Raw genomic sequence first — 21747 nt, 5'->3', positions numbered from 1 at the left:
GAAAAGAATTCTACATCTCGATTATGTGATTGGTCTAGTGTAATCTGGGAGAAGGGAACGAAAAAAATCACAACTCCCCCGCAAATGCTTTAGCCAAGATACTGGGCATCAGCGCGTCCAACTCTTTTTGCGTTGCCGCTTGCAGACGCCGCAACTCATCCACCTTGGCTTGCAAGCCGTCGAGGTACGCGACGATGCGGTGTTGGTCAGCGAGTGGCGGCACGGGAATCTGAAATGATTTTGCATCTGCCCCGCTGATTCCAATTTGCCCAGCGGTAGTTTTCCCAAGTTCTTCGATTTGTGCTCGTACTCGTTGAGAACCAAGCGCGAATACTAAATAGTCTGGCGAAACTTTTTCTTTATTTGCTCGCAACCGAATTAGTTTGTCTGGATAAACCATGTCGGATTCTTGGTCGCTCTTGAAAATTGCGGCTTTGGCAACACGATTGATGTCACCATTGTAGCGGACGATAAACACATCATCATTCTGCAAAACAAATGGTTGTGCTACCTTATCTGCAACATCAACCAACTTGCACGCGTTCATATCCACGATTCGTGTTGGAGAACTGGAAACAGCATTGATTCTCAACATTCTTCTGCCACCCTGTTCTGCTTTTTGTTGAGGCGCGAGTCCGTTTCTTGGGGATTCTGCAATTACATCTTCTAGGTTTTCAATTTTCCAATTTTGTTCGTCAAGAATAAAAGAGCTTGCGCGATGTACTATCGCCTCTGTCTCCACCATTGCTGCGCGTCGCAAACCACGCGCTTCTTCCACACGCCGCGCCAACTCATCCACACGCGCGACGATGCGTTGTTGTTCAGCAAGTGGTGGGAGTGGAATTTCAATTTTCAGAAATTGTTCTGGACGAATACGATTCTTGCCGCTTGTACCACGTGATTTTTCATCGCACTGATTCCAAAAATCACGCGTTTTTGTAATCCAATGAAACCAGCGTGGCGCAAGTCGGTCACGTAGTGGTGTGAAAATTGGAAACTCGCTTGAGACAAAACACCCTGCTAACTTTTCAGGCACAACAGCAACACTTCCATTACGTGCCCATATTTTGTTTACGACGATGTCATCTTTTTCTACGCGCGAGAAAAACGCATATTGAGTATTACTTCCGTCAATAGATTCCCGTTCGTATGCGCCTTCACCCCACAGACGCACACCAATCTGGCGATATATTTTTCCAGCAATTGGTTTTTCGGAACGCTCTGCTGGAATCGTTATTTCACTAATAGGTACAACTTGCCAACTATTTGCCATCAACTTTTGCCTTTTTACTTTTCGCTTTTGCCTTGATTCAACACGTTCGCAATTTCCGCCATAATCGCCGCGATGCGTTGTTCCTTTGCCGTAATGTCCGCCACCAATTTTTCGGGCGGCATATGTTCGTAATCATCCACGCGATTCGGATTCTTGATGTCGAGATTGAAATTATTCGCGGCAACATCCGTCGCCGCAACGAGCCAACTGCGCGCTGTCGCTGAGCGTTCGCTCCACAACGCGCGGCACTCGTCAAACTCGGCATCTTGCATCGGCGCGGTCTTGGTATAATTCTTGCGTCCTTCGGGCAGAGCCAATTCGTAATACCAAATGCTCGTCGTGGGACCTGGCTTGTCGAAGAACAACAAATTCGTCGGGATGCTGGTGTACGGCGCAAAGACGCCGTTTGGCAAACGCACAATCGTGTGCAGGTTGAACTCGTTCAGCAATTGCTCTTTCACGCGCGCGGCAACGCCATCGCCAAAGAGCGTCCCGTTCGGCACAACCATTCCGCACCGTCCCCCAGGTTTCAGCGAACGCATAATGAATTGCACAAACAACAGCGCCGTCTCACTCGCGCGCGTCGCTTCGGGAAAGTTCAGTTGGATGCCGCGCTCTTCTTCGCCGCCAAAGGGTGGATTCGTGATGATGACATCAAACCGATCACGGTCGCCGATTTCTTTGAGCGGCGTTTTCAGCGCATTGTCGCGGCGCAGGTTCGGTCGTTCGATGCCGTGCAATAATTGATTCATCATTCCGAGCAAGTACGGCATCGGCTTTTTCTCGACGCCGAACAAGGTCGTCGTCTGCAACATTTTGCGGTCTTGCGCCATGCGTTGTTGCGATTCAAGATAGTTGAACGCCTCGACCAAAAATCCGCCCGTGCCTGCGGCGGGGTCGAGCACGCGCTCACCGATTTTCGGCGCGACGCGATCCACGATAAAACGCACGACGGGACGCGGCGTGTAAAATTCGCCCGAGTCGCCCGCCGCATCGCGCATCTCTTTCAACATCGATTCGTACAAATGGCTCAGCGTGTGAATGTCGTCCGACGAATTAAAGTTGACGCGGTTGACCTTGTTGACGACATCACGCAACAGATAACCCGACAACATTCGATTGTTCGTTTCCGCAAACACCGAGGCAATCACTTGGCGTTCGTCCGTGCCGTTGAGCGAACGCAATTTATCGAGCAAATCGTCGTTGATGAATTTGATGAGATCGGGACCTGTGCGCCCCTTGTCCTCGTCCGCCGCCCAATCGCGCCAGCGATATCCTTTGGGAATCACCGCTTTGTACGATTCGCCACGCATCACCGCTTCAGCTTCGCGGCGTTGTTCAAGGTCATCAAAGCATTTTAGGAACAAGACCCAGGACAATTGCGGCATCCGATCCAGGTCGCCGTTCAATCCTGCGTCCTTGCGCATAATATCCCGCGCCGATTTAATCGTCGAAGACAGTTGCGCTTTGGATGTCGTACTTCCGTTGCCGTTGGTCATTACTGGCAATGTGGGTTGTTCCCTGCGTTTCGATTTTTTTGCAACTACTTTTGTTGTCTTGGCTTTAGGCATTTATACTCGTCCGTTTAATCCGTTTTTGTCCGTTGTCATCATTCTGCATACAACAACGCCTGCATCTTTTCCACCGCTTGGCGCATTTCATTCGCACCGCCAAACCGCGCGGCAATTTCCAGCGTCGTTCCTTTTTCCGAAAGCGGCGGAATGTTGAGCAGTGCGCTCCAGTCCGTCAATTGATTGAAACCATAGTCCGCGTACTTGTCAAGCAAAATTTCCAACACCTCGCGCGCGGCAGGTGTGTAATCCTTGAAGAAATTTGCGCGTTTCGATTTCAATGCTTGCGCGCGTTCGCGTCGCGTGAGCAGAGGCGCATTGAACGCAACGTGCATCAACAAATCGAGTGGGTCGGCATCGGGCTGATGTGCGACTTTTGCCAGCGTATCGAAATCCACGCCGCGTTGTGCCAACTCTGCGATGATTTCTGTACGACGTTGCGCTTGTGTCCATTCCACTTTGAGATGTCCCGCATTTGGCACGATACGCCGAATTTGGTCGCTCGTAAAATGCGTGTACTCGACCGTTCGTAAAACGTGCCCTTCAGGATCGAGTTCAAATACCTGCTCACCCATCACCCACACCGACACGTTGTCCACGTAATATTTGCGCGGCGTTTCCTTGCCTGTATCTGGTGGTAATGGTGATTGACCTGTCGGATATTCGGTCGTTCCCTCTTCAGGCGTTTTCGTTTCTGTGCCATCGTCTTCAGTTTCGACAACGTTTCCGCTGTCATCAATTTTCTGTTTCGTCTTTTTGATTGGGTCGCCGTCAAACTCTGGATCGGCGAACAATGCGGTTGCGCCTGTGTAATCAATGATCGTGAACCACAGCTTGCCGAAATCCTCGCGTACGCGCGTCCCGCGTCCAATGATTTGTTTGAAATCGACAATAGAGTTGATCGGCTTGAACAAGACGACATTCTTGCACGTCGGCGCATCTACACCTGTCGTCAGCATTTGCGAGGTCGTCAAAATCACAGGCGATTCTTCTTCAGGGTCGGAGAACTCATCGAGGTATCCGCGTCCAATCGCGCCTTCATCTGACACCACACGCGCGACATAGTGCGGATACTTTTTCACGAGGTCGGCGTTCTCTTGTGCAATCGCCAGCCGCATATCTTCAGCGTGATCTTGGTCCACACAGAACACAATCGTCTTTGCCATTCGGTCCGTGCTTTTGAGATATTCCGCCAGGTGCTTGGCAACGGCTTGCGTGCGATTGAACAGCGAAATAAACCGCTCGAAATCTTTTGTGCCATACCAACCATCGGGAATCTCACGTCCCAAGCGATCCAACTCACCTGGGGATGGTCGCCAGCCCGTTGCATCGACAGAGGGAATCACGCGTTGCACCCGATACGGCGCGAGAAAACCATCGTCAATCCCAGTTCGCAAACTGTACGTGTAAATCGGATCGCCGAAATAATCGTAGGTGTCGGCATTTGCTTCCCGCTTGGGCGTCGCCGTCATTCCGATTTGCGTTGCGGGTTCAAAGTATTCGAGGATCGCACGCCAGTTGCTTTCGTCCTTGGCGCTTCCGCGATGGCACTCGTCCACAATAATCAAATCGAAAAAGTCGGGCGGATAGTTGCGGAACAACCCAGGTTGATCTTCGCGGTCGGCAATCGCTTGATAAATCGCAAAGTACACTTCGCGGCTCTTGATCGCACTCCCCTGAATTTTTGCGACGGCATCACCGAGCGGTGTGAAATCACGATCCTTGGCTTGGTCAACCAGCACATTGCGGTCGGCGAGGTAGAGGATTTTTGTCTTGCGACGTGACTTCCAAAGTTTCCACACGATTTGGAAAGCGACGAACGTTTTGCCTGTGCCGGTTGCCATCGTCAACAGAATTCGCTGTTGACCTTTGACAACCGCTTGCACTGCACGATTGATTGCAATCTCTTGATAGTAGCGTGGCTGTTTTCCACCGACTTCACGATAAAACGGAAACAGTGCGTCTTCCACGTCCTTATCTTTCGCCAGTCCCAGTTCGCCGCGTAATCGTCGCCACAATTCCTCTGGCGAAGGGAATTCCTCCAACGTTCGCTCTTGCCCTGTCGTGTAATCGTGCTCGACGATGCCTTTGCCGTTGGTCGAGTAGGCAAACCGCAACCCGAGAATCTCAGCATACTCCATCGCTTGCTGAAGTCCATCGCCAGGTTTTTTGAATTCGACTTTAGCTTCGACAATCGCAATCGGAAAATCGAGACGATATCGCAGGACGTAATCCGCGCGTTTGCCTTCTTTGCGCGTGTGATTCTTGCCGAGTGGAATGATACGCCCATCCGTAAACGAAACTTGTTCGCGGATTTGGTCATCACTCCACCCAGCATTATGTAGTTTTGGCACAACGTACGTTCTGCAAGTGTCGGCTTCAGTCATGGACTGCTTCCTTGTAAAAATAGGTCGCACTGAAAAAACAAATGCCTGCCCAAGTACTAAACCTGAGCGGGCAATGTGGCTTTGCGTACGCGTCCCGATTTCTTGCGGATGCCCGCACTGGCACCATCTAACCAACGTTGGCCTAATTATACCCTGACACACGGCTGGATGCAAAAAGTGATCGGTGAAAAAATCTTAACCTGGGAAATGTTAGAACAAAAATCGCATTGACAAATCAAAGGAAATCGCGTAGAATATATGTGCTAGAGCTTGTTTAACCAATCGGCGCAAAACCTTCACCAGGTTGGCTGAATGCTTAGACAACCTCCTAGAAAAATGCATACGTGCGGTAGCCGCCGATCTTTTTGTGGCAATGTGGTTGGTTCGATTGATGTGGCTACGCACAAACACATACGGTAACGCTGGAAAACGCACCCCGATGTTTCTTAGAAACTCGGGGTGCGTTTTTTTTAACGGTAGTTTCTCGAAGGTTGACCGGCATGCTCAAGTGCGCTGGTCAAGCCAAAGACATATCCGCGCGTGCGGTGCGCGCCGTGGGGTGGGCTCCCCCTGGGGGAACCCCACGCGCGCCCGCCGCGCGATGCCAATCAACAATCTCGTGTTCCTCCGTTCGGTCGGTAAAGCGATGAACGCGCTAAACACGAGAATTAGCAAAGTGACCTAACAAGGACCGGGTTGCCGGGCGCAAGGCGACTATCCTTGTCGGTCGCCTTGCGCCTAAAAATGGAGAGAAAAATGCAACCTGAAGATTTGGTTAGTAAAGAATTGATTGCGAATGAGTCAATTGGGCTGTGACGCCTGGTTCACCTTGACGTTTCGGGATGGGGCATCGTCGGCGGAGCTTGCGGTGGATCGCACGATTGCATTGTTGAGGCAAGCCTGCAAGGAAATCAAACTCGACTGCAATGCGTTCGTTGTTGCTGAGCAGCATCGGAATGGCACATTTCATTCGCACGGTATGATGCGCCTGGGTGCATTGTCCCAGGAATTTGAGCGAGAGATTCTTCAGCACTTTTGGCGCGTGGCAATGGAAAAGTACGGGCGTAATCGCTTCACCCGCATTGCAAACGGTAACGCGGTCGGCTACTACGTCGCCAAGTATTTGACCAAGAACCTCGCAGATTGGCGATTCGTTGGGTTCAAGGGTTTCCAACTCAAATCGTCGTCCAACGCGGGGGATAAATAAACATGGCGCGGCATTTCAATCATCTGGTCATTATGCGTGCACCCGGTCTACTACCCATGCTCTACACTCCGCGCGAATTAGAGGATGAACTGGGCATACCGGCACTCACCATCCGCGAATGGATCAAGCAAGGGATGCCGCACGAACGGGATGCACGTGGGCATCTCTGGATCAATGGCGTTACATTTGCGGGCTGGGTCGAGCAAGTGCAGAAAACGAAATCACAGATCACGCTTGCAGCTGACGAAGCGTATTGTCTCAAGTGTCGCCAAGCGGTGAAATTGAGTGATGCTCAGCCATCACGCCTAGCAAAACTGACTGTGTTGCATGGGATTTGTCCAAACTGTGGCGGCACGATTCATCGAGGAGTATAGTTTGGTCGAACGACGAAACTATCACTTGGTTAGAGAATTCTTGGCTTATGCACGCGACGTCACACAACTCGATCGAGATTCGCTGAATCGGTACTGGGCATACCTGAAACATCTCCTGCTGTGGGCAGACGAAGTTTTCTTCGGCAGAGTGATGGATAAACGCCCAACGTTTGCAATGTATCTGATTTCAGATCGTGAAGCAAGCGGTTTGCCAGCATTCGCACCGGTCACACTGAGAAAGATTTTCCAAACGGCGAAGCGGTTTTTCCTGTGGGCGAAGACGACGTACCCGCGAGAATTTCAAGCGATGCCGATGGCTTGGATTGACGCACTCCGGTTGCCACGCACAACCCAAGTTACCCAAGACCATATCTTCGTTACATTGGATGAAGTGAAACAGTTGGTCGCGTTGTCGGTGGATGAGAATGACCTGGCAACACGCCGCGACCAAGCGGCAGTGGCAATGTTGTTCCTATCTGGGATGCGCGCGGGAGCGTTCGGCTCATTGACGCTTGAGTGTGTAGACCTGACGAGCCGCACGATCAAACAGTCGTTGTCGTTGGGTGTCAAGACGAAGAACTCAAAGACCGCGACGACATACCTGTTGAATATTCCCGAACTGCTTGCGGTGGTGAGTAAGTGGGATACATTCATTCGCGAGCGTCTGCCAATCACAGCACCGTGGTACGCGCCGATCATCAGTCAATGGGGCGAGCAGACACTATCGGCAAATCAACCTGGGTCAAATCGCAACATCGCACTTGCAAAACGGTTTCGCAAATTATTCACCGAAGCTGGTTTGCCGTATCGCTCGCCGCACAAGTTTCGCCATGGTCATGCCGTCTTCGCTCTGCAACATGCGAACACGATGGCGGACTACAAAGCAGTTTCGATGAACTTGATGCACAGTGATATTCGGGTGACGGATGGCATCTATGCGCCGCTGGCGCGCGATGAAGTGAAAGAACGAATCATCGGACAAACATCAACCCAGGTACAACTGGCGGTTGATGAAAAGAATACTCAAATCATCAACCGTCTGTCGGATGTCGAACTATCTGAATTGTTGGTTGAAGCCGCGCAACGCTTGAAAGGGTAGGGCCATGCGATTACAAATGCCAATTGTCGGCTGGACTCGCGCGCCGATGCGCCTGGGCGACATCCACTTCGGCAATGCGCGCATAGTGTTGAACCATTTCCAGTGTGCTGTGCCCGAGTAACGCTTTGAGCGTAAAAAGGTCGCCGCCATTGCGGAGATAAGTGATGGCAAACGTATGACGAAAACGATGGGGATGGCATTTGCGAATGTTCACTTTTTTACCCAGGTCGGTCAGCAATTCCCGGAGAGCGGTCTTGTTCAATGGGCGTCCAGTTCTTTCAGTAAAAAGAGGTTCGCTGGGATCGGTGCCATCTGCTCGCTCTATGAGGTAACGCCACAAGGCACTGCGCGCGGTTTTTCCCAGGAAAACCACACGACCTTTACCGCCTTTGGCTCCGCCCATAGTTCCATGCTTGATTTCGACGCGTCCGGTTTTTTGCTCGACATCACCGATGGTGAGCGAACAGATTTCCGAAGCGCGTAACCCAGTATCCAGGAGAAACAAAACAATGGCACGATCACGTCTCGCGGTCTCACGACGTTTCACAAATTTTTTGCGCTTGTCTGTGTGGGCTTCTCTGCTGTATTCGCTCGCCTTGAGAATCGTTTCGATTTGTTCCTTCGTAAACGGTTCAATCGGTGGCTCTTCAAATTTCGGTGCGGGGACGGCTTTCATCGGATTCGCGAAATTGAACTCGCGACTCGCCCAGGTGAAGAAAGCGGACAGAGCAATCCAGGTGTTGCGAATGCTTTTCGATGAGAGGGGATGGGAACTGCCGGAGAAGCGACGCGGTTTGTACTCAGTGCGTAACCACGCGAGATGGGTGCACAGGTCTTGCGTGGTGATCTTGTCAATCGTAACATCGCCGACCTGCAAGACCCACGTTTTGAGCAGATGCTCGTAACTGATGAGGGTGTTGGGGCTGAGACCTTCCGCAGTTTTGTACTGCATGAAGCCGAGGAGTGCATTTGAGGCTTTCAAGCCCAAAGAGCTACAATTCATTCTGAAACCTCCTGAAAATGAGGCTCCGGGAATTGAAAGACCGTTGGGCTACCCTGAAATGAGTAGCCCAACGGTCTTTGATTGTGCTCTAGTAGCGGGGCCCAGACTCGAACTGGGGACCTTTGGGTTATGAGCCCAACGAGCTGCCTCTGCTCCACCCCGCAGTGTTAGCGTGGATGATTATACGCCGATTCGCGTTTTCGTCAAATTGACTCGTTGGATATTTTCGATGGGTTTTGAAATGCAATACCCCTCTGTCTCGATAACGCATGAGCAGAGGGGCGATATTTTTCAAACGTGCGTGTTTACTTGCGCGATGGAATCGAGGGCGCGGAAGGCAACGACCGGGCGGATTGCTCCAGTCCGCCTAAACTGCTTTTGGCTTTCGGCGTTTCGCCGCGCGCGACTTGCTTGGTTGTCGTGTTGATCGCGCTCGAGAGACCCTGGAATTGTCCGCCGCCGTGCGAATTCAATCCCGCAACCGCGTTTGCGCCGGCAAGACTGACCGCCGAGATTTCGCCTTTGGTCAGTTTGTTATCGCCGACCGCGTTGCGAACTGTTTCGATGTACGTGTTCACGCTTTGTGTGGCGCCTTTCCAATCGGTGGGGATGTTGTTCGGTTTGACCGCGAGCGCCTCGTTGCCGCGCTTGTCGAGATTCGTTTTGACCGTACTGTCCCAACTCTTGGCTTTGGTCTGCGCGTTTTGCGCGGCAGTCTTGGCTTGGTTCGCCGTCGTTTGCAGTTGCGTGATCGTGCTTTGTGCCAGCGTCAACCCTTGCGATAATGTCGTGTTGATTTGCTGAAGCGAGGTTGCCATCGTGTTCATGCTCGTCGCCATCGAATTCAAATCGGTCTCGATGGCTTTAAGTACCGTAATCATTTCGGTGGACACGTCGGCGTACAGCGCATAGTACGAATTGGCGAGCGCGAGCGCCTGGTTGATTTCCGTTTGCGCCGCGGTCACCGCGGCGGTCATTGCGGCAACTTCTTGTGTAGTAAGCGCGCCATCCGCTGAGTACGTTGTCGTGGTCGTGCTCGCAGTTGTCGTCGCGGCAATCGCTTCGTTGACCGCTTGGTCAATCAGCGCGGCGAGTTCCTCTTCCGTCATCGTCACCGCGTTGACAGTCGGCGCGGCAGTCGCGGGTTTCGCCGTCGCGACCGGTTGCGGGGTTGCCGTCGGTTGCGCGGCAATTGTCGGCGCGCCGGTCGTCGCGGCGCGCGTTGCCGTCGGTTGCGCCGCGAGCGTGGCGGCGACCATTGTTTGCACGGTCGTGTTCATGCTGGCTTGCGCGGTGGCAGTGGCGTACACCGCCGCGTTGATAGTAGCTTGTGTGTCAATCGCAGGCGTCGCCGGCTTGCTCTGGCACGCCGCCGTGGACAGAACGAGCAGGGCGATTAGAACGAACAAGGAGCATTTTTTCATCGTAACCTCGCGCGGTAATTTTTGTTGGCAACATCATAACGCAGAGGGGCTGGGATGCAATAGTGCTGATTGTCCTATTTTGAAGTGTGCCTTTCGTCACATGGATACGAAGCGGACAAGCAGATGAACGGATGTGAGTGCTGATTGTCCTATCTTGAACTACTGCTCAGAAACTTCCACGTCATTGCGAGGGCGGTTTTTGCCCGAAGCAATCCCCAACCAGCGAACAGGGGATTGCTTTGTCGCTGCGCTCCTCGCAATGACAGAATGAGCTGAATGCTTACAAAAAAATAAAACGCGTTGCCTGATTTCAGGCAACGCGTTTGAGTGAATCGGTGGGCGGTTATGCCGGAACCGGCACAGGCGCGAGTTTTGGCGTATGGGCGAACATCGCCTCGAACTCGGTGCCTTCGATGGTCTCTTCGTGGATCAAGCGATCTGCCACCGCGTCCAAGCGGTCGCGATACTTGGTCAAAATTTCGCGCGCCGTGTTGTACGCCGAATTGATGATATGCTTGACCTCTTCGTCAATTTGTTGCGCGACCACTTCGCTATAGTTGCGTTGTTCCGAAATCTCGCGACCCAGGAACACCAACTCCTCGCGGTCGCCAAACGTGCGCGGACCAAGTTTGTCGCTCATTCCATAGCGCGTCACCATCGCGCGGGCGAGATCGGTCACGCGTTCCAGGTCGTTCGACGCGCCGGTCGTGATGTCGCCAAAGACGATGGATTCCGCCGCGCGTCCGCCGAGCATCCCGGCGAGGTCGTCTAAAAACTTGGAACGCTTTTGCAGATAGCGGTCATCCTCCGGCAGGTGCATCGTGTAACCGAGCGCCATGCCGCGCGAGATGATCGAAACCTTGACGACCGGATCGCAGTTCGGCAACATCCGCATCACGAGCGCGTGTCCGGCTTCGTGATACGCGATCACGCGCTTTTCGCTCTCGTTGATCAGCCGGCTTTTGCGCTCGGGTCCCGCGACGACTTTTTCGATGGACTCTTGCAATTCCGGCATCGAGATCGCTTTTTTGTTACGCCGCGCCGCGAGGATCGCGGCTTCGTTGACCAGGTTCTCGATATCCGCGCCGGAAAAGCCGGGCGTTTGTTTCGCGATCACACCCAGGTCGAGATTCTCGACGATCGGTTTGCCCTTGAGGTGCACCGACAGAATTTGCTTGCGTCCGTTCATGTCGGGACGATCCAAAATCACGCGCCGATCAAAGCGACCGGGACGCAACAACGCTGGGTCGAGAATGTCCGGGCGGTTGGTCGCCGCGACGATGATGACGTTCGTGTCGGTGTCGAACCCGTCCATCTCGACGAGGATTTGATTGAGCGTTTGCTCGCGCTCGTCGTGCGAGCCGCCCAGCCCCGCGCCGCGATGACGCCCGACCGCGTCAATTTCGTCCACGAACACAATGCACGGCGAATTGCGTTTCGCTTGATCGAATAGATCGCGCACGCGCGACGCGCCGACGCCGACGAACATTTCGACGAACTCGGAACCGCTGATCGAAAAGAACGGCACGTTTGCTTCGCCGGCGACCGCGCGCGCGAGCAAGGTCTTGCCCGTGCCCGGCGGTCCGACGAGCAGTACGCCCTTGGGAATGCGCGCGCCAAGCGCGGTGAATTTTTCCGGCTCCTTAAGGAATTCGACCACTTCTTGCAACTCGGCTTTCGCTTCGTCCACGCCTGCGACATCCGCAAACGTGACGGTCGGCTTGTCGCCGGAAAACATGCGCGCGCGCGATTTGCCGAACGCCATCGCTTGATTGTTGCCGCTCTGCGCCTGGCGCATCAAGAAAAAGAACAACGCGGCGACAAAGATCAGCGGCAGGAACCCGCTGAGAATCGTGATGATGTCGCCCCACTGCGTCGGTTGTTCGTAGACAATGTCCACCGAACTGATCTTGTCCGGCGAGACACCCAGGTTCTTGAGCGTCTCTTCGACGCCGATTTCGCGGTTGGCTTTATTCGTGATGACGGACGTGCCATCGCGATATGTGACGGTCAGCGTGGAACCGTTCGCCGAGATCTTGCGCACGTTGCCTAATTCGATGTCTTGCGCGACTTTACTGACGGGAATCGCGTTGGGTTGGCGCGGTTGTTGAAAGATGCTGAACCCGAGCGCAACTATCGCCACGAGAATCAACAGGTAGATGAACCCGTTGCGAAACCATTGTTGATTGGAATTCATTCGCTCCTCACCTAACTCACTTTGACAGACTGTACTTTTGTTCCAAGCGTAATTATAGCAGAAATCGCGCAAAACGGAAAGTCGAATTTCGCGGGTTTCGCGCAAACGGTTTTTCAAGTATAATGGCGCGGATGTCTGCGCTTGACGATGCAATCGCCCAAATCTATCGGGCGTTGCCGATCACCGAAACGACCGCGCTACCGGTCTTGTTCGTATTCAGCGGGTTGCCCGGCACCGGCAAATCATTTCTCGCGCGTAGTCTGGCGGAACGCTTGCCGAGCGTGATCGTGCAAAGCGATTTTGTGCGGAAAACCCTCGTCGGCATTCCGACCTACAGTGCCGCCGAGAGCGCGTTCATTCATCAAGTCTCGCACGCGGTCATCGCGCGATTGTTGGCGCGAGGTTGCCGCGTTATTTCCGATGCGACGAATCTCGCCGAATGGCATCGCGAAAAACTATATCGCGTTGCCGCTGATACGCACGCACAACTCGTCGTCGTTCGCACGGTTGCGCCGGACGCCGTGATTCGCGCGCGCTTGAGCCAACGCATCGGTGAACGCGATCCGCGCGATTTTTCCGACGCGGATTGGAACGTTTACGAAATGCTCCAGCGCGAACTGGAACCCGTGCGCGCGCCGCATCTCGTCGTGGACACCAGCGGCGACCTCGATGCCGCGCTTGCGAAAATTTTGCGCGCTATTCGGTAGGGAACGTTCGCCTTCCAGAATCCAGGTTTCCCCGAAGGGGAGAAACCTGGATTCTTTCTTCGCTTGCCGACTGCATTTGGCAATGGTATTGATAGAAAAGTACGCCTTCAAACTTTTTCAGGATGCGCGGTCACGATTTTTCCATCGCGTCGCGCGCCTGTCGCGCCAACGCGTTCTCCAATTGCGCGCGTGTGATCAATTGCATCTCGATCAACACATCGCCGATCTTGACCGAACGCCCTTGCGCCGCCCACGCGATTTGTTTCTGCAACGCGCGATCCAAATCCTCTAGCACGACCACGCCATCGTCGAGTAAATAATTACCGATATATTTTTTCAACGCCTTCATTCCGCGATCCTTACGTCCTCGCCATGTCCGTTCATAAAATCGAGCATCAGCCGATTGACCTGGTCGGGAAATTCAATATGCGGAACGTGTCCCGCGCCGGCGAGTGTCACCATCTCGGCATTCGGCAAACGCTGCGCCACGTTACGGCAGTACCACTCGGGCACAACCAGGTCTTGTTCGCCCGCCACCAATAACGTCGGTTGCGCGATGCTTGCCATGCCTTCAACCAGGTCGCTCACGCACGGCGAACCGATCAACGCGACGAGCGCGTCCGTTGTGCCCTTGACGCGCAACGCGCGCAGTCCCGCTTCGACTTCGATGATGCCGACGTGCGATCCGCCGAGCGCGGCGCGCCAGGTCAAGATGCGCGCGTACGGACTCGTCACCGCCCAGCCGATCAACGCGCGCGGTACGATTGGCGCGCGCGCCGCAAGGTTGATCGGCGCGGGAATGCGCGCGAGGTACGTTGCCGGCGCAATGAGCACCAACTGATCTACGCGATCGGGATAATCGTGCGCGAATTCCAATGCGATCGCGCCGCCCATCGAATGTCCGGCGAGCGTGGCGCGTGCGATGCCTTGCGCGTCCATAAACTCGCGCACGCTCCGCGCGTACGCTTTGAGCGAGTACGTGCGTTCGGTGACGCGCTCCGAGTACCCAAACCCGACGAGGTCCAACGCCCACGCGCGATGCGCGCCGGCGAGCGCGTCCAGGTTGCGAAACCAATCGTACGCCGAACCCAGGAAGCCGTGAATCAAAATGACGTCGCGTCCCTGGTCGCCACGGCGTAAATAGTGCATGCGCGCGCCGTTCGCCAAGGTGATGAATTGTCCGTCTTGCGCGTCGTTCGGCGACAGCGTTTCCCAGCGTTGCACGCGCCGATTGATCCACGCGATAGCGAGCGCGCCCAACGCGAGCGCGCCCGCCGCCCCTTGCCACATTCGTTTTGACATCGTTATGCTAATTGTCCCAGACGATTTACAAACTCGCGCATCTTTTCCGCCGAGCCGAACACGTGCGGCGGACTGTGCGAAGCCAGGATGAATTGAAAATCCAGTTCTGCCACGCGGCGAATGCTCGCGCGCGAGGTGGGCACATCGGCGGTGAACATGTGCGGCGTCTCGCGAAATTCGCCGGCAGTGGGTTGGAGCAGATCGCCGCAAAACAAATAACCCTCGCGCAACAAACAAATGTGTCCGGGCGTGTGCCCTGGCGTGTGTACTACCGCAAACCCGCCGATACGGTCGCCATCATTGACGCGGTGATCTACATCCACACCTTGTACGTTCCGCGCGCTGATCGCGCCAAACACCGTGTACACCATGCGTCCTAACGCGCCCCGCGGCGGGCGGCGTTGGCGTTTCCCGGTGATATAGTCGGCGTCGCGCGCGTGCGCGATCACTTCCGCGCCGGTGCGCTTTTTCAACTCCCACAAACTGCCGACGTGATCCCAGTGGTGATGCGTGATGACGATGCGCTTGACGTGGAGCGGTTGCACGCCGATCTGCGCGAGCGCGCTCAAGATGCGATCGGCATTGCCCGGCGTGCCGGCGTCAATCAGCGTCCGTTCCGCCGCGACGAAAAAGACGCGCGTGTCGCCCGCGTTCTCGATGCAATAGACTCCGGTTTTCGCGCCGATTTCATAAATCATATTTTCGATTATTGATTGTTGATTTTCGATTGGAGGACAGGCAATCGAAAATCAACAATCGGAAATCTAAAATCACTCGATTCCGGCGAACACATCCTCTTCCACGCCCTGGAGCGGCGCAACGCGCGATTCGACGCGAATGAGCGTTTCGGTTCCCATTCCCTCGCGCCGGATTTCGGGTGGGATTTTGGCAAAGATGCTGTTGGGATTCATTTGCGACGCGTGGCAGTACAACGCGTTCAACTTTAGGTCCACAAATTTGCTGACGTCAATGCGCGTCGTGATCATCTCGTCGGGCATACCGCGCTTGAGAAATTCGCGCATCGGCGCGCCGAGGTCAACGCCGGCTTGCTCCGCCATTTGCGCGTATTTCGCAAAGCGACTGCGCGGAAACGCGCCCCAGTATAATTTGAGCGGCGTCCACGCGTCCAGCCCTTCCTTGAGCTGTTCCGGAAAAATGCGCGCATCGCCCGCCACAAAGTACGCCATCGTCGCGGCTTGGTGAATCTTGATGTGATCGGGATGACCATACCCGCCGTTTGGATCGAACGTCGTTATGACGTGCGGCTTGTGCCGGCGAATGATGCGGACGAGGCGCTCGGTCACCTCCATGACGTTCGCTTGCCAAAAACAACGCGGGTCGGTGTTCTCGGTCGTGCCCATCATCCCCGAATCGCGATAGTTCAGAAAATACACATTGGTCACGCCGATCTTTTCCGCCGCACAGCGCATTTCTTCTTCGCGCACCTGTCCCAGGTTTTCCGGCGTCGCGGTGACGCCCGGCGCGATTTCGCCGGCTTCGCCGCGCGTCGCACAGACGAGCGTCACATCTACGCCTTCGCTCGCGTACTTGTGCATCAGCCCGCTGACGCCTTGCTCGTCGTCGGGATGCGCATACGCGCCCAGTAAACGAAAAGTTGTCGTCATGAATTACCTCGACTATTTTGTTCAACGCGAGTTTCGCTCACGTTGAAAAGTTAGGATTTGTTTGCCGCGCGCGGTTCTTCGCGCGCGCGCATGAATAAAACAAAGCCCAAGCCCATCACCAACATACTCGCCGTGCCTTCGACGAACACCTGCGCGGTCGGACCGATGACGCGTACCGCGAGAGAAATGCCAATCACGGCGAGCGCGAGCGCGATGCCGTACGTCCGCACGATCCCGATTACGCCGCGCGGCGCGACGTTCGCTTGAAACGCGCCCGCCGCGAGCAGAACGAGACTGATAAAGATGCCCAACCCCAGCCCCAGCAAGAGCGATTCGATTGCCGCGCGGCGATAGGCATCCACTGACGAGAGCACGAGCAACAGAATGCCGGTGAACGCGAGCAACGGTGCGAGATCGCGTCCCAGGTTTCCGCGACGACGCGGCAAGCGAATGTGAAAGACGCGCGTCAAAATTTGTTCGACGACGTACGTCAGCGCGATGAGAATCGCGAGCACGGCGACAATTTGATTCCACATCGGCTATGCCAACTTTCGTAAGTACGGCGCGCGCCAGTGCAAGAACACACTGAACGCGAGCGCGACCGACCCGCCGAATGCCGCGCCTGCCGGTATGTTCCAGTGTTCCGCAATCGTGCCGGCAAGCAACGCGCCAATCGGAAAAAATCCATTGAACACGAGCATAAACACACTCATCACGCGTCCGCGCAATTCGTCCGGCACACTCGTTTGGATCAGCGTGTTCACCGTCGCGTTCTGAATCATAAAACCCAGCCCGGTGACGATCAAAATCACAAACGACAGCGTCAACGATTGCGAGAACGCAAACAGCAACACCATGACCGGAAATAGCATGTTGCCAAAGGTCAGGATAACGCCTCGCCGCCGCGAACCGGCGAACGAGGCGAGGATCAACGCGCCTGCGAGCGCGCCCAAACCAACAAACGTGACCAAGAGTCCTTGGCGCACCTCGGATTTCAGCAAGCCCTCCGCGAATCCGTTGACCGCGTTTTGTAACACGGGCGTCGCGCCGAGCGAGTTCTGCGCGAGGGCGCGCAATGCCTGCACCTCGCCATCGGGGCGGAGGATGTCGCGCGCGAACGCGGGAATCAGCGCCGAGTAACCGAACGCGAAAATGTTCGCGATGGCGACAAGTCCGATCAAGGTGCGGACTGTTTGATGGCTCACGATGTACCGCAAGCCCTCGCGCATTTGCGTGACCGGCGACTCGGTTTTTTTCGCGCCAACAAACGGCTGGACTTGCATCCAGCTCAAGCTCGCAATCACGGCGAGAAAACTAATGCCGTTGATGAAAAAGCACCACGCGGGTCCGACCGCGGCAAGTACGATACCGGCTATCGAAGGACCCAGGATGCGCGCCGAGTTGAACATCGCGGAGTTGAGCGCGATCGCGTTCATCAAGTCCTCGCGCCCGACCATTTCGACGACGAACGCTTGGCGCGTCGGCGCGTCGAACGCGTTCACCGCGCCAAGCAGAAATGACAAGATAACAATATGCCACGGTTGCACGGTACCGGCAAATACGTCCACCGCAAGAATAAATGCGAGCGTCATCGCGCTGGCTTGCGTGATAATTAAAAGCCGGCGCTTGGGCATTCGGTCAATGAGCACACCAGCCCATAGCGAAAGCAAGAGCGAGGGCAATGCCGAAGCAAAACTGACAATGCCTAAATAAAATGGCGATTTGGTAAGATCGTACACCAGCCACGCTTGCGCGACATTTTGCATCCAGGTGCCGGTCAACGAAGTCAATTGCCCGGCGAAAAACAAACGATAGTTGGGATGCTTGAGCGCGGAAAACGTGGTGGCAAGCGAACCTCCACGCGCAGAGCCGCGCACACTCGGCGCGGTCTCCGCGATGCGATCAGCCATTACGTCATATCCTATCTCAAAGGAATGTTTCCATTTTACGCAGGGAGGCGCTTGGCGTCAATGTGATGTGGGGCAAGATTCCATCTTGCCAAGCGGAATGAGCAAGATGGAATCTTGCCCCACCTATTCCTTCACGCGTTCAATCCGCGCGCCCAGCCCGCGCAATTTTTCTTCGATCCGTTCGTACCCGCGATCAATCTGTCCGATATTCTGAATGACGCTTTGTCCGCGCGCGCACAACGCTGCGAGCAACAACGCCATGCCGGCGCGAATGTCCGGCGAATCAATCCGCTCGCCGTGCAGGTGGCTGGGTCCGACGACGACCGCGCGATGCGGATCGCACAACACGACGCGCGCGCCCAGGTTCATCAACTTGTCCACCCAGAACATGCGTCCCTCGAACATTTTTTCCCACATCAACACCGTGCCTTCGCACTGCGTCGCGACGACGAGCGCGATGCTCATCAAATCGGTGGGGAATTGGGGCCAGATGCCGTCGTCAATTTTCGGAATCGCGTCGTGCAAATCATTTTGCACGCGCAGCGATTGATGCGCCGACACGAACACATCTTGCCCGCGCACCTGGCACTCGACGCCGAGTCGCTTGAACGTGAGGAAGACCATGCGCAAATGTTCCGGCGCGGCATTCTTGATGAGAAGTTCGCCGCGCGTCACTGCCGCCAGTCCGATGAAACTGCCGGTCTCGATGTAATCCGGTCCGATTTCAAATTCCGCGCCGCACAATTTTTCGACGCCCTCAATCGTCAGCGTGTTCGAGCCGATGCCGCTGATGTGCGCGCCCATCTTGTTCAACAGCAATGCCAGGTCTTGGACGTGCGGCTCGCTCGCGGCGTTGCGAATGATCGTCGTGTTTTTCGCGAGCACCGCCGCCATCAGCGCGTTCTCGGTGCCGGTGACGCTTGCCTCGTCGAGAAAAATGTCCTTGCCGCGCAAACCATCGGTTTGCAGATCGAACCCATCGTTACTGTGAATCTCCGCGCCCAGCGCGCGCAAGGCGTGCATGTGTGTGTCGAGCCGTCGTCGTCCGATCACATCGCCGCCGGGCGGTGGCAGGCGCACTTGACCCATGCGCGCGAGCATCGGTCCGGCAAACAGAATCGAAGTGCGGATGCGCGAGCAAATCTCGCGATCCAGTTCGACCGTGCGAATATCGCGCGCATGCAGAACAAGGTCGTGCGGACTCAGTTCGCGAATTTCGACGCCGAGACTCGCGAGCAGCGCGAGCATATCCTCGACATCGCGAATGCGCGGAACGTTACGCAGTGTAATGGGTTGATCGGTGAGCAAGGTCGCGGCGATGATCGGTAGCGCGGCGTTTTTATTGCCGCTCGGCGTCACGACGCCGCGTAATTGCGTGCCGCCTTCGATGACGAATCTTTCCACGTGCACACTCCACTTGAGTTGCTGGCGATTCGATTATATCACACATTGCCGCGACGTATCGAAAGTGGGTGTTTTCCCACATCTTGCCATTGAGAACATAGAGGGCATAGAGTTTTTTCTCTATGTGCTCTATGACCTCTATGGCGGAGTAGATTTGTGTGTAAGCACTAGGTCGAAAGATAATCCGGGCGTAACTACTCAGCCCTTGTCATTTCGAGCCGGTTTTGCGAGAAATCTTGTGCTGCGACATGGAGATTTCTCGCTCCGCTCGAAATGACAACCTGAGTAGTAACATCCGGGCGATATATTCTACGGAATGGTTTTGACGATGACGAGATAGTGCATCTTTTCGTCCGCGCTGTTGCCGCCGAGCGTCACACGTCCCGCCGGGAAATCCTGGTAGAGAATTCGGAATGTGCGCGTCGTGCCCCACTGATCCACTTCGATGGGCTGGGGCGATGCGGTAAACGAGTGCAACCATGCCGGTAACACGCGTGCGCGTGCGTCGTACGCGATGAACACACGCGCGGGACGTTCGATCTCAAATTGGAGAAACTCGGCGCGCGTGTCGCGCTTGTCTGCTTGCGCGGTGCGAATCGCGGGCAAGCCGCTCAATTCGACCGGAACGCGTGTCAAGGTGTACGGTTGATCGCTGTAGCATTTCGCGCCGATGCCGAACGGGTACGCTTCGTACGCGCGTGAACTTGCCGCACGGACGTTGTGAATGATTGGATTCTCGCGCGTGGCGTAACGCACGCGATACGCGGGGAGCGCGCCGCCTTCCGCTTGTGCGACGACCGCCAAACCGCCGACGACCGACGTGAGCAAATCAAGTTCCGCGAGTTTTTCATCGCCAAAAATTTTTTCGAGCAATTTCGCAAATACCGGCACGGCGGAGGTGCCGCCCGTTCGCAATACCACATCAATCTGCGCGGGTTGCAGCCCGGCGAGTTGCAGCGTTGCGTGAATTCCCTCTTCAACTTGCGCGACCTGTTGCTCGATCAGCGCTTCGAATTCGCGCCGTGTGATGTGTTCGTGGATCGCGAGCGACTCGCGCGCGAAATCGAGCGGCGCGAGAAATTGGTCCGAGAGCAGTTTCTTCGTTTTTTCGATTTCGCGAAAGAGCATGAAACCCAGGTTGCGGGTGACGAGCGTTTTCAACGCGTCGATGCCTTTCGGATTTACGCACGTCGCGCGAAATTCTTCGAGCTGTTTCAAACTTGCCGGGCGCGAGAGCATCGGCATCGTTTGCCAGTTGTCGAGCAATTCGAGAATGTACTCCGGCAACGGTTGCTTCGCGCCTGCCGCGCGCCCGCCGCCAAAGTGCCGGCGCAACGACCGCATCACCTGGCGATCCAAGTCGTCGCCGCCGACGAGCACGCCGTGCGTTGCGAGAATTTCCGGCGCGTGTTTGCCGCCGACGCGCGCAATCGTCAAGTCGAGCGTGCCGCCGCCGAAATCGAAGATGAACGCGGTCTGGCGTTGCGGTGCGGAGATGTGATAATAAAACGTCGCGCCGATCGGTTCGAGTTCAAAACGAATGTCCTCGAACCCGGCGAGCCGTGCGCCTTTGAATAAAATTTCTTCGGCGCGTTCGGTCACTGCCGGGTCGTCGGAGAATTTGACCGGGCGACCCAGGACGACCGCGCGGCTCGTTTCGCCGGTCTGTTTTTCGGCGCTCGACTTGAGTTGGCTGAATACCATCGCGACCAATTCGTCCACGGTGTAAAAGCGGTCGAACACTTGCGTGCCTTCGTACGACGGATCGCGCAACGCGGTTTTGACGTACTGCAACAAGCGACCTTGCGCGGCGGCGTCTACCATGACGTGGACGGTTTGCACGTAACTCATTTCCGCGCCGACGTAATCAATCTCGCCGACGACGCGGCGTTCCCATTTCGCGGCGCGTCCCGTTTCGCGTTCGAGATAGTGCAACGCCGCCGCGGTGCCGACCTGGGCGTGATGCGCGCGATTGATGTAGATCAACGAGGGCAAGACGTTGATGTTGTCGCCCGAGTGGTCGAGCGCGAAACGCTGGAGCGTCGCGCCGTCAAATCGCGCGACCGACGAATTCGTCGTACCAAAATCAATTCCCAGATGCATTCCAACCTCCTTTCGTTTGAAATCCTAGTGGCGCAAATTTACAATTTGCGTTTGGCAAGTTAGAAACTTGCCCCACGCCGCGTGGCGCAAATTTCCAATTTGCGTTTGGCAAGTTAGAAACTTGCTCCACGCCGCGTGGCGCAAATTTCCAATTTGCGTTT

The 21747-nt window shown here is 55.4% G+C and carries 18 protein-coding genes and 1 tRNA gene; 4 read left to right on the top strand and 15 right to left on the bottom strand.

Annotation, left to right across the window (positions count from 1 at the left end; genetic code table 11):
• Window positions 1–67 precede the first annotated feature (67 nt).
• From HY868_22320 to HY868_22310, 3 genes are all read right to left on the bottom strand, one after another.
• Entirely contained in the window at window positions 68–1273 is a 1206-nt protein-coding gene (locus HY868_22320) for a restriction endonuclease subunit S (protein MBI5304886.1), read from the bottom strand.
• A 14-nt stretch (window positions 1274–1287) separates the two neighbouring features.
• Window positions 1288–2772, bottom strand: a complete 1485-nt coding sequence (locus HY868_22315) for an SAM-dependent DNA methyltransferase (GenBank protein ID MBI5304885.1) — start codon at window positions 2770–2772, stop codon at window positions 1288–1290.
• A 110-nt stretch (window positions 2773–2882) separates the two neighbouring features.
• Window positions 2883–5231 (bottom strand): DEAD/DEAH box helicase family protein, encoded by a 2349-nt coding sequence (locus tag HY868_22310; protein ID MBI5304884.1) that lies wholly within the window; start codon window positions 5229–5231, stop codon window positions 2883–2885.
• 796 nt (window positions 5232–6027) lie between these two features.
• Here HY868_22310 and HY868_22305 point away from each other — a divergent pair.
• The 3 genes from HY868_22305 to HY868_22295 are packed head-to-tail and all read left to right on the top strand — an operon-like array spanning window position 6028 to window position 7911.
• A complete protein-coding gene (locus HY868_22305) occupies window positions 6028–6438 on the top strand; it encodes a hypothetical protein (GenBank protein ID MBI5304883.1) in 411 nt (136 codons plus the stop codon).
• A gap of 2 nt (window positions 6439–6440) precedes the next feature.
• Window positions 6441–6812 carry a hypothetical protein gene (locus HY868_22300; protein ID MBI5304882.1) on the top strand — a complete coding sequence of 124 codons (372 nt, stop codon included), beginning with the start codon at window positions 6441–6443 and terminating at the stop codon, window positions 6810–6812.
• A 40-nt stretch (window positions 6813–6852) separates the two neighbouring features.
• Window positions 6853–7911: a tyrosine-type recombinase/integrase gene (locus HY868_22295; protein ID MBI5304881.1), complete on the top strand. Its 1059-nt coding sequence runs from the start codon at window positions 6853–6855 to the stop codon at window positions 7909–7911.
• A 10-nt stretch (window positions 7912–7921) separates the two neighbouring features.
• Here the strand turns inward: HY868_22295 and HY868_22290 are convergent, their stop codons facing one another.
• From HY868_22290 to HY868_22275, 4 genes are all read right to left on the bottom strand, one after another.
• Window positions 7922–8914, bottom strand: coding sequence for a tyrosine-type recombinase/integrase (locus HY868_22290; GenBank protein ID MBI5304880.1), 993 nt, complete (start codon window positions 8912–8914; stop codon window positions 7922–7924).
• A gap of 92 nt (window positions 8915–9006) precedes the next feature.
• A tRNA-Met gene (locus HY868_22285) sits at window positions 9007–9078 on the bottom strand.
• Between the two features lie 141 nt (window positions 9079–9219).
• On the bottom strand, window positions 9220–10338 hold the full coding sequence (locus HY868_22280; GenBank protein MBI5304879.1) for a hypothetical protein: 1119 nt from the start codon (window positions 10336–10338) through the stop codon (window positions 9220–9222).
• Window positions 10339–10681: 343 nt separating this feature from the next.
• Window positions 10682–12535, bottom strand: coding sequence for an ATP-dependent zinc metalloprotease FtsH (locus HY868_22275; protein MBI5304878.1), 1854 nt, complete (start codon window positions 12533–12535; stop codon window positions 10682–10684).
• Window positions 12536–12666: 131 nt separating this feature from the next.
• Here HY868_22275 and HY868_22270 point away from each other — a divergent pair, with 131 nt between their 5' ends.
• A complete protein-coding gene (locus HY868_22270; GenBank protein MBI5304877.1) occupies window positions 12667–13242 on the top strand; it encodes an AAA family ATPase in 576 nt (191 codons plus the stop codon).
• Window positions 13243–13372: 130 nt separating this feature from the next.
• Here HY868_22270 and HY868_22265 read toward each other — a convergent pair whose 3' ends face one another.
• The 8 genes from HY868_22265 to HY868_22230 form a co-directional block, all read right to left on the bottom strand.
• Window positions 13373–13591 carry a hypothetical protein gene (locus HY868_22265; protein ID MBI5304876.1) on the bottom strand — a complete coding sequence of 73 codons (219 nt, stop codon included), beginning with the start codon at window positions 13589–13591 and terminating at the stop codon, window positions 13373–13375.
• The gene (locus HY868_22260; protein ID MBI5304875.1) at window positions 13588–14544 is read right to left on the bottom strand and encodes an alpha/beta fold hydrolase; all 957 of its coding nucleotides are present in this window, start codon (window positions 14542–14544) and stop codon (window positions 13588–13590) included. Before HY868_22260 ends, HY868_22265 begins: the two co-directional genes overlap by 4 nt.
• Window positions 14545–14546: 2 nt before the next feature.
• Window positions 14547–15242, bottom strand: coding sequence for an MBL fold metallo-hydrolase (locus tag HY868_22255; GenBank protein ID MBI5304874.1), 696 nt, complete (start codon window positions 15240–15242; stop codon window positions 14547–14549).
• 72 nt (window positions 15243–15314) lie between these two features.
• Window positions 15315–16169: a PIG-L family deacetylase gene (locus HY868_22250; protein MBI5304873.1), complete on the bottom strand. Its 855-nt coding sequence runs from the start codon at window positions 16167–16169 to the stop codon at window positions 15315–15317.
• A gap of 50 nt (window positions 16170–16219) precedes the next feature.
• Window positions 16220–16705 carry a hypothetical protein gene (locus HY868_22245; GenBank protein MBI5304872.1) on the bottom strand — a complete coding sequence of 162 codons (486 nt, stop codon included), beginning with the start codon at window positions 16703–16705 and terminating at the stop codon, window positions 16220–16222.
• A 3-nt stretch (window positions 16706–16708) separates the two neighbouring features.
• Window positions 16709–18079, bottom strand: coding sequence for an MFS transporter (locus HY868_22240; GenBank protein MBI5304871.1), 1371 nt, complete (start codon window positions 18077–18079; stop codon window positions 16709–16711).
• A gap of 123 nt (window positions 18080–18202) precedes the next feature.
• Entirely contained in the window at window positions 18203–19489 is a 1287-nt protein-coding gene (murA, locus tag HY868_22235) for a UDP-N-acetylglucosamine 1-carboxyvinyltransferase (protein MBI5304870.1), read from the bottom strand.
• A 303-nt stretch (window positions 19490–19792) separates the two neighbouring features.
• Window positions 19793–21586 (bottom strand): Hsp70 family protein, encoded by a 1794-nt coding sequence (locus HY868_22230; protein ID MBI5304869.1) that lies wholly within the window; start codon window positions 21584–21586, stop codon window positions 19793–19795.
• Window positions 21587–21747: the final 161 nt, after the last annotated feature.

The sequence above is a fragment of the Chloroflexota bacterium genome, from assembly GCA_016219275.1.
In the GTDB taxonomy this organism is placed as follows: domain Bacteria; phylum Chloroflexota; class Anaerolineae; order UBA4142; family UBA4142; genus JACRBM01.
This window is presented reverse-complemented; position numbering and strand designations above follow the sequence as displayed.